This is a genomic window from Haloterrigena sp. H1, assembly GCF_005938085.1.
Taxonomy (GTDB): Archaea; Halobacteriota; Halobacteria; order Halobacteriales; family Natrialbaceae; genus Natrinema.
In genome coordinates this window covers 1,111,884-1,125,250 of record NZ_SMZK01000001.1, presented here as the reverse complement: position 1 = coordinate 1,125,250, position 13,367 = coordinate 1,111,884, and the positions used below count along the sequence as shown (strand labels likewise).

The window sequence follows — 13,367 nt, the reverse complement described above, 5'->3', positions numbered from 1 at the left end:
AGTCGCCTGAACTGCCAATACTTATCCGATGGGTGGGAGTCTAGCCTGTATGGCCGGTGCAGATCCCGTGACCGTCGGGGTATTGAGTCTTCATACGAGCAAGGAAACCAAAGCGATTCTCAACGCCGTCGAGGATCTCGGACACGACACCGAGTGGCTTCGCGCGGAGAACACGTCGATCAGCGTCACCGACGGCAGTCCCGTCCTCGAGCCCGAGGTCGACGTGATCGCTAATCGGATGCTGCTGTCGAACACCGAACAGCCCGCCGAGGAACTGGGTCTCGCCAACACGTTCTCCCAGCTGGTTCCGACCCTCAACGAACCGGATTCCGTGTTGACCGCGATCCACAAACTCTCGACGGCAACCGCGCTCGCGGGCAACGACGTCCGGACGCCCGATGTCACACTTGCGCTAAGCGGCGATCAATTGAATGCCGCACGGAGTCGGTACGGCGAGGAGGCGGTCTACAAGACCGCGATCGGCACCCACGGCGGTGGGACGTGGAAAGTCGGGCCCGACGACCCGATCAACGCCAAGGTTGGCAACCGGTATGCCTTCCTGCAGGAACTCGTCGACCAAGAAGACGTCCGCCACCGCGACTTGCGCGTCTACGTCGTCGGCGACGAAGTCGTCGCCGCGATGTACCGCTACGCGCCGGACAACGACTGGCGAACCAACGTCGCGCTCGGTGGCTCCGTCGAGGACGCGACCGAGGATCTCCCAGAGGAAGCCCGCGAGATGGCCCAGCGCGCGGCCGACATCGTCGATCTCGACTACGCCGGCGTCGACCTCGTCGAAGGCGACGAGGGCTGGTTCGTCCTCGAGGTGAACCCGACGGCCGGATTCAAGGGGCTCTACGAGGCGACGCAGGTCAGCCCCGCGCCCTACATCGCCAAACTCGCGATCGAACGTGCCGGCGGCGAGGTCGACGACGACCGCGTGCGAGACCTCTCGAACGTCCTCGACGACTCCCGGCCGACGGCCCAGCCGACGGAAGCGATGGCACAGGATACGGAACCGGCAGTGATCGGCTACACCGAAGAAGTCGTCCTCTCCGGAACCAGCGGCTCGAAAACGGTGCTCGCCAAATCCGACACCGGCGCGACTCGGACGAGCATCGACACGAGCCTCGCCGCCGACATCGGTGCCGGGCCGATCAAGTCCATCACCCGCATTCGCTCCGGGAGCAGCAAGCAGTCCAAGAGCCGTCCCGTCGTCGACGTCGTCGTCGGCGTCGGCGGCAATCAACACACCGTCACGGCAAGCGTCGAGGATCGCGGTCACATGGACTACCCGGTCTTGCTGGGTCGGGATATCCTCGAGAACTATCAGGTCGATGTCAGCCGCCGCATCGACAGTGACGCGGTCGATACTCCCGAAGAAGAGGAGTAACACGGGGAGTACCGATCCGTCGGTTTTCGGTATCTGAAACGATATCGAGCGAATCAGCAAACAGAACTGTTGTTTTGGACAGCTATAGTAGCCACTGAAAGTCAATGTATATCTGATCGCACGACTGCGTTAGCGATCCAGTGTATAAATCGTTTCAGTAGCTACTATATTCTCACCAGATTCGTCCGACTGCTTATACGAGCTATCGATGGCGTCGGTCGTTCGATACACGGACTCGGCGCACTGAGAGACGGGTCTTGACGAGTGGACTGAACGCACGACACGATCCAATCGCTGATAAAATCTCGCGGGTTCATAAGATTACTTTTGCCATAGAAAAGACTTCGTTACTGAAGTAGAAAATCTTAATAGGCGAAAGAAGCAATTCGCCATTGATGACTGGGTCTGACCAAGACTGGTGGCCGAATCAGTTGAGCGTGGAGATTCTCGATCAGAACGCTCAGCAAGTCGATCCGCGGGGCGAAGGGTTCGACTACGCTGAAGAATTCGAGAAACTCGATCTCGAGGCCGTCAAGGAGGACATCGAGGACGTATTGACGACATCGCAGGAGTGGTGGCCGGCTGATTACGGCCACTATGGCCCCCTCATTATCCGGATGGCGTGGCACAGCGCTGGCACGTACCGCACCACCGACGGCCGTGGCGGAGCGTCCGGCGGTCGCCAGCGCCTCGCGCCGCTCAACAGTTGGCCCGACAACGCGAACCTCGACAAGGCGCGCCGGCTGCTCTGGCCGGTCAAGCAGAAGTACGGCCACAAACTCTCGTGGGCAGACCTGATCGTCCTGGCCGGCAACGTCGCCCTCGAGTCGATGGGCTTCGAGACGTTCGGTTTCGCTGGCGGTCGTGAAGACGACTTTATGCCCGACAAGGCCGTCGACTGGGGGCCCGAAGACGAGATGGAGGCCTCCGACCGCTTCGACGAGGAAGGTGAACTCGAGGATCCCCTCGGCGCCACCGTGATGGGGCTGATCTACGTGAACCCTGAGGGGCCGGACGGCAATCCGGACCCCGAAGCGTCGGCCGAGAACATTCGCGAGTCGTTCGCCCGAATGGCGATGAACGACGAGGAAACGGCCGCGCTCATCGCCGGTGGTCACACGTTCGGGAAAGTCCACGGTGCTGACGACCCCGACGAGCACGTCGGCCCCGAACCCGAAGCGGCACCCATCGAAGAGCAGGGCCTCGGCTGGAAGAACGAACTCGGCGAGGGCAACGGCCCCGACACGATCACCAGCGGCATCGAAGGGCCCTGGACATCCGCACCGACCCAGTGGGACATGGGATACATCGACAACCTGCTCGAATACGAGTGGGCGGCACAGAAAGGCCCTGGCGGTGCGTGGCAGTGGACGCCGGTCGACGAGGAGATCCAAGAGAGCGTGCCGGACGCCCACGATCCGTCGGAGACCGTCGACCCGATGATGCTCACGACGGACATCGCACTGAAGCGAGATCCGGACTACCGGGAGATCCTCGAGCGTTTCCAGGAGAACCCACGGGAGTTCCAGAAGACCTTCGCGAAGGCGTGGTACAAGCTGATCCACCGCGACATGGGCCCGGCAGAGCGGTTCCTCGGGCCGGAAGTTCCCGACGAGGAGCTGATCTGGCAGGACCCGCTCCCCGACGCAGACTACGAGCTGATCGGCGAGGACGAAATCGACGACCTCAAATCGGAGATCCTCGAGTCGGACCTGTCGATCTCCCAGCTGGTCAAAACCGCCTGGGCGGCTGCATCGACGTACCGCGATAGCGACAAGCGCGGCGGCGCGAACGGGGCCCGCATTCGCCTCGAACCCCAGCGGAGCTGGGAGGTCAACGAACCCGACGAGCTCGAGACGGTTCTCTCGACCTACAAGGAGATCCAAGAAGCGTTCAACAGCTCTCGGGCCGACGCCGTTCGGGTCTCACTCGCCGACTTGATCGTGCTGGGCGGCAATGCAGCCGTCGAGAAGGCGGCGGCAGATGCCGGCTACGACGTGGAGATCCCGTTCGAGCCGGGCCGGACCGACGCTTCGCAGGAACAGACCGATGTCGAGTCCTTCGAGGCGCTCAAGCCGGAAGCCGACGGGTTCCGCAACTACCTCAGTGACGAGGCCGAGCGCAAGGCCGAAGCGTTGCTGGTCGACAAAGCCGACCTCCTGGACCTGACGGCCGATGAAATGACGATCCTGGTCGGCGGTATGCGCACGCTGGGTGCGACCTATCAGGACTCGGACCTGGGCGTCTTCACCGACCAGCCGGAGACGCTGACCAACGACTTCTTCGAGACCGTACTCGGCATGGACTACGAGTGGGAACCTGTCTCGGACGACAGAGAGGTCTTCGAGCTGCGCGACCGCGAAACGGACGAGGTCGAATGGAAGGGCTCGCGCGTTGACCTCGTCTTCGGGTCGAACTCCCGTCTTCGCGCCATTGCGGAAGTCTATGGCGCTGAAGACGGCGAGGAGAAGTTCGTGCAGGACTTCGTGGACACATGGAGCAAGGTCATGAAACTCGACCGCTTCGACCTCGAGTAACCGAGCCGCGACGACCGTTCGACAGATAGTCGCAGTGACGGCGGCCGTTCCGCGGTGGAATTATCGGACGCGCGTCCCGTTCACTCGCTGTGGATGACGACTTCGTCGTCCGTGATCTCCGTTATCTGCGACGCGTCGACTGGATAGTCCTTGTCACCGTGACCGCCCCAGTCGAGGCGCGCTTTGAGTCGATCCGTGAGTCCAGGTTCCGGATCGACGTACGCCGTCTGTCCCTCGACCTCGGCGATCATGCCAATCTGTTGGCCCGAATCGTCGATCACGTCTTTGCCCTGTTCGTCCTGGGAGAGCTCGATCGTTGCCGGTTCGGTCGCCTCGTCCGTCGTTCCCGTGCCGGTGTCGGTCTCAGCACTCGTCATCGGTTCGCCGGCCGCGGTACCGGTGGGTTCGGTTTCCATTGCACCGGCTTCCATCGCACCGTACTCCTCGACGTCGATGATCTCGCCCTCGATTACATCGCTGGCGACCACCTCGGACTCGAGCAGTTCGGTCCCCTCGAGGATGTATCGCAGCTCCACCTGCTCGGTCACTTCCTCCTCGACCGTCCGGCGCTCGATGAGTTCGCTCCGGACGGTGTCGCCTTCGGTCCGCTGGCTCTGGATCACTTCCCGTTCGATCACTTCGTCGGCCATCACGTCCGAGCGGACGACGTCGCTCTCGAGGATCGATCGCTGGACGCTATCGAGTTCGATGTCCGTCTCGACCGACTCGATCTCGTCGTGCTCGAGTTCCTCGTCCTGCTCGATGTCGACGTCGACGACGCGGCTCTCGACGGTGTAGCGTTCGATCTCCTCGATGGTTTCGAGGTAGTCCTCGTCGACGATCAGTTCGATGATATCATCGTCGATGAACTCGGTCTCGACGATCTCGCGGCCCAGGAGTTCGGAGTCGACGACCTCCCGTTCGACGAGATCGGTGTCGACCACTTCGCTCTCGATCGTGTCCCGTTCGACGATCTCCTGTTCGATCACCTGCGTCTCGACGATTTCGGTCGTCACCGTCTCGCCGCGCCGAAGCGAATCCTCGAGTTCGTCGCGGCCGAGATCGGCTCGGTCGAACGCCTGCTCGCGCTCGACGACCTCGAAAAAGCCCAGCCCCTCACCGGCCGGTTCCTCCTCGTGGTAGACGAATACGAGGTCTTCGTCCTCGAACCGGTTGTTGAACTCGTCCCAGGTGTACTCCTCGTGGGTTTCGCCGAGCTCGTCCCGGTGAGCGAACGAGTGGCCGTGGTCGTCGCTGTCCCGAACCCTGACGGGAACGGCGTTGTGAGCTTCGGCCCACTCTCTGATCTGCTCGGTGTCGGTAGTCATTCGTCGTTGCTCGGCTGCGCCTGTCTCGGTCGAAGATGTATCGTCTGCCATCTCCCCAAGTGGTGGAATCGACCTGTACTTCAGTCAACAGGGCCGTCCCGTCGGTGTACTGTCCTATTTCTCCCGACCCCTCTCGCGGCCTGCATAGTCGGGTGCGTAATTACGTATTAGCTGGTCAATCCGACAGTCTCGTCCACCTTTTCCGACGGATAAGAGCGTATTACACCGCTCGGCCCAGCCGAGCCATATCGGACAGCTGCCACATCTCGCTCCGTCCAAACAGCGCGCTTTTGATCGCTCGAGCCTCTCCATCGATGACGATGGCCGATCCCGACTCCACCGCTCGCAACGCACCCGAGTCCGTCCTCCGAGAGGACCCCGTGCTGGCCAGCGTAATCGAGCGCCGCGAGCCACACCCGCTCGAGCCGGTCGAAAACGAGTTCGAGCGCCTCTGCGTGTCGATCATCAATCAGCAACTCTCGACCGCTAGCGCCGCGGCCGTCCGCGAGCGTGTCTTCGACATCCTCGAGGGTGTCGTCACTCCGGAGTCGGTACTCGACACGTCTCGAGACGCACTTCGCGAGGCCGGCCTCTCGCGGACGAAAGTCGATTACATCGAAAACGCCGCTCGTGCGTTTCAGGAGCGCGATCTCACCCGTGCTGGCCTGGCCGAGCACTCCAACGAGGCGGTGATCGCCGAACTCACCGAGATCACAGGAATCGGCGAGTGGACCGCCAACATGTACCTCATGTTCGTCCTCGAGCGACCGGACGTGTTGCCGCTTGGCGATCTCGCGGTTCGACGGGGGATCGAAAGGTTGTACAACGACGGTGCGGACCTGACGCGAGCCGAGATGCGCGAGCTCGCCGAGCCGTGGCGGCCCTACCGGAGCACCGCGACGCGGTACATCTGGGCCGAATACGAGGCCTGATCCCGTTCGGACTGCTCGTCTCGCGTCGGTCACTCGAGGTGGTGATAGTCGAGTTCGTACCCTTCCTCGAGGGCCGCACGGACTGGTTCGCTCGGTTCGGCGACGCCTCGGCGTTGAAGCGAGAGCCCGCTCTCGTCGGCAGTGACGATGAGGTTCTGTCGCCAGGCTGGATCCGTCTCCGGGTAATCCGTCCGGTAGTGTGCGCCGCGGGACTCGGTTCGCTCGAGGGCCGTTCGGAGCAACACCTCGGCGACGATGAGGCTCATCGAGAGATCGACGGCGTACTCGAACGACCGGGAGGTGCGGTCGCCGTCGACCCGGAGGTTGGCCGTTCGCGCGCGGAGTTCCGCGAGTCGCTCCAGTCCCTCGCGCAGCCCCTCTTCGTCGCGGAGGATGCCGGCGTGATTCCACAGCAACTCACCGAGGTCCTCGAGGAGCGCCCTGGGTGCGACGTTGCCATCCGAAGCGGCCAGGTCCGCGAGCGCGCGGAACTCGCGTTCGGCCAGCGCTCGCTGGCCGTCAGTGACTGTGGGCGCGTCGTCGCCCGCAGTAACCTGCTCGCTGACGTGGTCGCCGACGAGTTTGCCGATCGCGACGGTTTCGGCCAACGAGTTGCCGCCGAGGCGATTTGCCCCGTGGACGCCCGCAACGGCCTCGCCGACGGCGTACAGTCCCTCGACCCCTGTTTCCCCCGTCCGGAAGTCGATGTCGACGCCACCCATCGTGTAGTGGGCCGTCGGCCCGATTTCCATCGGTTCTGCCGTGATATCGACGCCGAGGCCCTCGAATCGGTCGACCATCGTCGGCAGTCGCTCGTGGATGTACTCGGGATCGCGATGGGAGATGTCGAGATAGACGCCGCCGTGTTCGGTCCCTCGCCCTTCGCGAACCTCCTCGGCGATCGCTCGTGCGACCACGTCTCGAGCGTCGAGTTCCATCTGGTCCGGCGAGTACCGCTCCATGAAGCGCTCGCCCGCCGCATTGTAGAGTCGGCCACCCTCCCCGCGGACGGCCTCCGTCACGAGTCGGCCGTCCCACTCGTCGCCGTAGCGTTCCCCAACCATACCGGTGGGATGGAACTGGACGAATTCGGTGTCGAGGAGTCGAGCGCCTGCCTCGAGCGCCAGCGCCTGGGCGTCGCCGTTGTTCTCGTCGTCCCGCGAGGAGTGGCGTCGATAAGCCGCCGAGAAGCCACCGGCCGCCAGCACGACGTGGTCCGTCCGAAACAGCAACCCGTCGCCGGTCTCCATGTCGAACCCGACCGCGCCGTCGACACGGGTGCCGTCCGAGAGGAGTCGCGTGATCATCACGTTCTCGCGGTAGGGAATCTCGAGGGCCTGTGCTCGGTCGATCAGCGTCTCGAGCATGACCTCGCCCGTGCGATCGCCGACGAAACAGGTCCGGCGGTACGACTGCGCGCCGAAGTAGCGCTGGTTGATTTTCCCGTCGTCGGTTCGGGCGAACGACATCCCCCACTCATCGAGTTCCCGGATCCGGTCGGGCATGTGTTTGGCCGTCAACTCGACGGCCTCCGGATCGTTCAGGTGGTGGCCCTCGTTCAACGTGTCCGCTGCGTGGATCGGCCAGTTGTCTTCGGGATCGAGCGAGCCGAGTGCGGCGTTGATCCCGCCAGCCGCCCACGTCGTGTGGGCATCGCCGTAGTCTCGTTTGCCGACGACGAGCGGCTCGAGCCCCGATTCGGCCAGTTCGATGGCGACTCGAGCCCCGGCAGCACCCGCCCCGATGACGAGCACCGGCGTCGTGATGACGTCGTATGCGGCCTCGTGGTCACGACCGTCGGCTTCGTCCCCGCCCTGCGTCGGCAGCCGTCCGTCGACGCCACCGGCATCGCCGGTCGTCGGTACACCCTGGTCAGCAGGCGGTATTTCTGTCATCAATATCATGTAAGGGCTGGTCGAACATAGCTCGCTCACCAAACTATGCAAACGGCCGAAAACGAAGGAATCAGGCCCCCTTATCTCGGGTTTGGGTTTTTGTCCGGGTCAAGACGTACCGGGCGAATGCGGCTAGTCAGGTGGTGACGTGGGTCGACGAATCACCAGGCGGTAACGGCTCACTCCTCGAGATGGGGGCGATCGATGTCCTCGGGCAGGTCCGGCTCGACGTGTGCGAGGCGCATCGCGTTGCCAGTCACGCCGAGGCTCATTCCCATGTCACCAATGACGACCGCGTGGATCACCGTCACGAGACCGATCGGCGCGCCGGCAGCCAACACCGCCTTCACGGCCAGACTCGCCCAGATGTTCTGGCGGATGACGCCGTTTGCCGTCCGCGAGAGCCGGTAGAGATACGGCAGCCGCGTCAGATCGTCGCCCATCAGCGCCACGTCGGCCGTCTCGAGGGCCGTGTCGGTCCCTGCCGCGCCCATTGCGATGCCGACGCCTGCGGTCGCAAGCGCGGGTGCGTCGTTGATCCCGTCGCCGATCATGGCGACGTTACTGCTCGTATCGTCGTCGTTCCCTTCTCCCTCGAGCCGTCGGATCCACGCGAGTTTCTCGTCCGGGAGCAACTCGGCGTGGTACTCGTCGATGCCGACCTCGTCGGCGATCGCGCGAGCGGTGCCCTCGTTGTCGCCGGTGAGCATCACGACGCGGACACCTTGGTCCTGCAGTCGCGAGACGGCCCACGCGGCTTCGGGCCGGACCCGGTCCGCGACGGCGACGACACCTATCGGGCCGTCCTCGGTGCCGATGATCATGACGGTCTTGCCCTCGGCCTCGAGTTCGGGAACGATGTCGCGCAACACGTCGAGACAGCCCTCGCGGTTGCAGTCGGGTCGCGATTCGGTAGCCGCCGCCTCGGTCTCGAGCGCGGTCCCGCCGTCGGTCGTGACGTGGGCGTGCTCTAAGTCAGCCAGCCCTTCGAACAGCCCGGGCTTGCCGACGTAGTGAGTCTCCCCGTCGATCTCGGCGCGGATTCCCTTCCCGGTTAGCGCCTCGAAGTCGGAGACTGCCGGGTCGTCGGGATCGACCCCTCGCTCTTTGGCGTAGCCGACGATCGCCCGTGCGAGCGGGTGCTCGCTCCGGCGTTCGGCCGCGCTCGCCCGTCGGAGCACGTCGTCCTCGTCGGCTCCCTCGAGCGGGATCACGTCGGTCACCGACAGGTCGCCGGTGGTGAGCGTTCCCGTCTTGTCGACCGCGAGCACGTCGCTCTCGGCGACCGACTCGAGATAGCGCCCACCCTTGATCAGGACGCCGTTGCGCGCGGCGCTGGTGATCCCCGAGACGACGCTGACCGGCGTCGAGATGACGAACGCGCAGGGGCAGGCGATGACCAGCAGTGTCAGCCCGCGCAGGAACCAGGTGTGCCACGACGCGCCGACGACCAGCGGCGGACCGACGGCAACCGCGATCGCGAGTGCGACGACGATCGGCGTGTAGACACTCGCGAAACGGTCGACGAACTGCTCGCGTTTGGTCTGCTCGCGCTCGGCGTCCTCGACGAGTCGGACGATGCGGGCGATCGTCGAGTCGCCCGCCGCGTGTTCGACGTCGACCTCGAGGTACCCCGACTCCGCGATCGTACCGGCGAAGACCTCGTCGCCCGTCGTCTTGTCTGCGGGAACGCTCTCGCCCGTGATCGGAGACTCGTCGACCGCGCTCTCGCCCTCGAGCACGGTGCCGTCGGCGGGGATCTTCTCCCCCGGCCGAACGACGACGCGGTCGCCGACCGCGAGGTCGTCGGCGGGGATCGTCTCCTCGGAGCCGTCCTCGCGTTTGACGGTCGCGGTGTCCGGCGAGAGGTCCATCAGTTCCCGCAGCGAGTCCCGTGCGCGATCCATCGAGTACGTCTCGAGCAACTCGGCGATGTTGAACAGGACGGCGAGCATGGCCCCCTCGAACGGATGGTGGGCCGCGACGGCGGCGATGATGCCGACCGTCATCAGGAAGTCGATATCGAGGCTCCGATTGCGTGCGGAGTAGTAGCCGTTCCGGAAGATCGGCGCGCCGGCGACGGCCGCGGTCAGAATAAAGAGCAGCGTCGAGAGCTGGTAGCTCCGGCCCGCAACTGCGAACAGAGTCGGATCGAGCCCGGAGAGGACGAACTCGAGGGCCATCCCGACGGCCACGACGACGGCACCGACGCCCGTGATGGCGGCCCGCCGACTCTTCCAGACGGGCTCGGCGTCGGCCATCGGCTCGCCATCGGTGTCGAGCGGCGTCGCGTCGTAGCCGGCGGACTCGATCGCGTCGGTGACTGAATCGGGGTCGGTGCCCTCGTCGACCGCGACGGTTACGCGACCCGACGTGGGCCGGGTCTCGATCTCGCCGACGCCGTCGGCTCCCTCGAGGGCGGTCTCGACTTTGGTCGCACACGAGGCACAGTCCATGCCGGGGACCGACATGGTTAGCTCGTCGTCACCGCGTCCATCGTCGTCCACAATCTCGTAGCCGGCCGCCCGAACCCGCTTGCGGATTTCCGCATCGCTCGTCTCCGTCGGATCGTATGCGACGACGAGCCGACCGCTGGTCACCCGCGCGTCGAGTTCGTCGATTCCCTCGAGACGGTCGACGCTGTTGGTCACCTTCCCGGCACACGACGAACAGTCCATCTCCGGGACGCGAAGCTCGAGGGTACGGGTCGTGTCCGGCCCGTCGCCTGCATCCGGCGGCGAAGCGTCACTCATCACCTGCGTGTACTCACTCGTCGCCCATACGGGTTATTCGGCGTGCGCCAACTCGGCTGCCGGCTGGAGTCGCCACCGCCCTGTCGCGTTCCGCGCTCCGTCGCTGGGAACACGGTTCTTTATTGGATCCGTCTGATTAGCGACGGTCACTGATGTTTGCGAATATTGCTCTCGGGCCGCAGTGTCCCGTTTGTGAGTCTGAAATGTGGGAGTTCACTACTGCGACGGACTTTATGCGAGCCGACAACGAGACGCTGGCAGCGGATGTGACTGCCGAGGCGGAATGCTTCGATTGTGACTCGCTATTTGCAGTTTCGGTCGCAGCCGACGAAGAGGGCTGTCTACAGACATCCGACGGCGAGTCAGTGAGCCCACCACAGGGGTTCGGGTGGGGAACCGCTCGGTCGCAGATCGTCGCCACACACGTCCTCCACGTGTGGGGCGATACCAACGATAGCTTCGGCGACCAGTATTGCCAAACGTACGACTTTCAGGACATCCGTATTGTCGAAGACCGTTCCTGACCCTTCGAGGTGATCACCGACCGACGGCGAGCGTCTCGTCGTACTCGAGCGAGTCATCATCGACGAACGCGGTCGCGAGGGTCGCTTCGGCCCGCCGGAGCCGATAGGAGAGCGTCGAGCGCGGCACGTCGAGTTTCTCTGCGAGTTCCGAGAGGTCGGTCCGTCGCGGGGTCTCATAATAGCCGTATTCGACGGCGGCCTGCAGCGCTGCCCGCTGTTCGGCTGGCAGCGACGCGTCCGCGTCGTTGCTCTCACGATCGGGATCGAGATCGGTCAGCCGAAGCATCTCCATGCCGGCACACTCGCCGACTTCGTCACCGAGCGCGTCGAAGAAGTCTCCGACTGGCGCGTCGCTCCCGAGGACGATCCGCCAGCGATAGCGCCGGCCCTCCCGATAGGTCTCGAAAAGCAGCCCCTCGCCGAGATACTCAAGCGCGAGGTGGGGAACCGACGTACAGACATCGGTGCGATCCCAGTAGGTGTAGACGACGAGTTCGTCGCTCGAGCGATCGAGGAGTTGCGTCTCGCAGTCAGCCCCGCAGTCGTCCCGAACCAGACAGTCCGCACAGTAGGTCGGCTCGCGGTAGGCTCCCTCGAGTGCCTCGATCCCCGACTGCGAGCCGGTCGCGTGATCGACCCGCCAGAGGCTCTCGGGGGTGACGTGACACGCAAGCGACCGCACCGTCGTCTCCGGGTTGGCCTCGAGAACGTCCGCGACCGGGTTCGTGCCGGGATCGTACTCGAGGGCGAAGACGAACTCTCTCATGACGCGACGATAGGAGTCGACGCGACAAAGGACTGCTGGCGAGCGACGGCGGTGGCCGAGAGCGGGGCTTGAGACCTGGACTGATCGATCTCAGTCCAACAGCTCGCGTGCAATAATGTTCTTCTGGATTTCGGTCGTGCCCTCGTAGATCTGAGTGATCTTCGAGTCGCGGTAGAAGCGTTCGACGGGGAAGTCGTTGACGTAGCCGGCCCCGCCGTGGATCTGGACAGCCTCGTCGGCGACATCGACGGCGACGCGGGAGGCGTACTCCTTGGCCATCGAGGCGAGTTTGGTGATGTCGTTGCCCTGGTCGACGTTCCAGGCGGCCTTGTAGGTCAGGTTGCGCGCGGCCTCGGTCTTCGTGGCCATGTCGGCGAGCTTGTGCTGGATAGCCTGGAACTCCGAGATGGACTTGCCGAACTGCTCGCGCTCCTGGGCGTAGTCGAGGGATGCCTCGAGCGCGCCCTTCGCAATGCCTAGTCCCTGTGCGGCGACGCCGGTGCGGGTCTCGTCGAAGAAGTACATCTGCTGCATGAAAGCGGCGTCGCGGGTGCCGATGAGGTTCTCCTCGGGAACACGGACATCGTCGAGGACGAGCTCGGCGGTATCGGAGGCACGGATCCCCATCTTGCCGGTGATCTTCTCCGAACTGAAGCCGTCGCGGTCGGCCTCGACGACGAGCTGGCTGAAGCCGTTATAGCGTCCTTCGGCGTCGGGATCGGTCTCACAGAGGACGACGAAGAAGTCACCGACCGAACCGTTGGTGATCCACATCTTGGTGCCGTTGATCACCCACTCGTCGCCGTCTTTTTCCGCGCGGGTCGACACCGAGGAGACGTCCGAACCGGTGTCGGGTTCAGAGATCGCCGCGCCGGAGATCTTCTCGCCGGCTGCGACCGGCTCCAAGAAGCGTTCCTTCTGGTCTTCGGTCCCGAACTCGCGGATGGCCTCGGTGCCGAACGAACAGGCCATGATCGAGAGCGCGATGCCCGGATCGTGCGAGAACAGCTCCTCGGCGATGATGACCGACTCGAGCGTTGAATAACCGGCCCCGCCGTATTCGATGGGAATCGAGGCACCAACCAGCCCCATCTCGGCGGCCTCGTCGACGATGTCGTGCGGAAACGTCTCTGCAGTGTCGTACTCCTCGGCGTTGGGGACGATCTCGTTCTCGGCGAATCGGCGGACTTCGTCGCGGATCTGCTGGTGTTCCTCAGTGAGCCCGAATTCCATGAGACA

The 13,367-nt window shown here is 64.2% G+C and carries 9 protein-coding genes; 4 read left to right on the top strand and 5 right to left on the bottom strand.

Going from position 1 to position 13,367, the window contains the following annotated elements; all coding sequences use genetic code 11:
* Positions 1–49 precede the first annotated feature (49 nt).
* Together E2L06_RS05705 and katG are read left to right on the top strand one after the other, a co-directional pair.
* The gene (locus E2L06_RS05705; RefSeq protein ID WP_138779450.1) at positions 50–1,393 is read left to right on the top strand and encodes a RimK family alpha-L-glutamate ligase; all 1,344 of its coding nucleotides are present in this window, start codon (positions 50–52) and stop codon (positions 1,391–1,393) included.
* A gap of 395 nt (positions 1,394–1,788) precedes the next feature.
* The gene (gene katG, locus E2L06_RS05700; RefSeq protein ID WP_138779448.1) at positions 1,789–3,930 is read left to right on the top strand and encodes a catalase/peroxidase HPI; all 2,142 of its coding nucleotides are present in this window, start codon (positions 1,789–1,791) and stop codon (positions 3,928–3,930) included.
* A gap of 80 nt (positions 3,931–4,010) precedes the next feature.
* Here katG and E2L06_RS05695 read toward each other — a convergent pair whose 3' ends face one another.
* Positions 4,011–5,309, bottom strand: coding sequence for a hypothetical protein (locus tag E2L06_RS05695; RefSeq protein ID WP_138779446.1), 1,299 nt, complete (start codon positions 5,307–5,309; stop codon positions 4,011–4,013).
* A 263-nt stretch (positions 5,310–5,572) separates the two neighbouring features.
* Here E2L06_RS05695 and E2L06_RS05690 point away from each other — a divergent pair, with 263 nt between their 5' ends.
* Positions 5,573–6,190, top strand: a complete 618-nt coding sequence (locus E2L06_RS05690) for a DNA-3-methyladenine glycosylase (protein WP_138779444.1) — start codon at positions 5,573–5,575, stop codon at positions 6,188–6,190.
* Between the two features lie 29 nt (positions 6,191–6,219).
* On the opposite strand, the gene E2L06_RS05685 is transcribed toward E2L06_RS05690, so the two are convergent.
* The gene (locus E2L06_RS05685) at positions 6,220–8,085 is read right to left on the bottom strand and encodes an L-aspartate oxidase (RefSeq protein WP_138779442.1); all 1,866 of its coding nucleotides are present in this window, start codon (positions 8,083–8,085) and stop codon (positions 6,220–6,222) included.
* A 179-nt stretch (positions 8,086–8,264) separates the two neighbouring features.
* Positions 8,265–10,838, bottom strand: a complete 2,574-nt coding sequence (locus E2L06_RS05680) for a heavy metal translocating P-type ATPase (protein ID WP_138779440.1) — start codon at positions 10,836–10,838, stop codon at positions 8,265–8,267.
* A 233-nt stretch (positions 10,839–11,071) separates the two neighbouring features.
* On the opposite strand from E2L06_RS05680, the gene E2L06_RS05675 reads away from it, so the two are divergent.
* Complete coding sequence (locus E2L06_RS05675; protein WP_138779438.1) at positions 11,072–11,362, top strand: hypothetical protein; 291 nt, start codon at positions 11,072–11,074, stop codon at positions 11,360–11,362.
* A gap of 13 nt (positions 11,363–11,375) precedes the next feature.
* On the opposite strand, the gene E2L06_RS05670 is transcribed toward E2L06_RS05675, so the two are convergent.
* Complete coding sequence (locus tag E2L06_RS05670) at positions 11,376–12,128, bottom strand: helix-turn-helix domain-containing protein (protein ID WP_138779436.1); 753 nt, start codon at positions 12,126–12,128, stop codon at positions 11,376–11,378.
* A 90-nt stretch (positions 12,129–12,218) separates the two neighbouring features.
* Positions 12,219–13,361: an acyl-CoA dehydrogenase family protein gene (locus E2L06_RS05665; RefSeq protein ID WP_138779434.1), complete on the bottom strand. Its 1,143-nt coding sequence runs from the start codon at positions 13,359–13,361 to the stop codon at positions 12,219–12,221.
* Between the last annotated feature and the right edge of the window lie 6 nt (positions 13,362–13,367).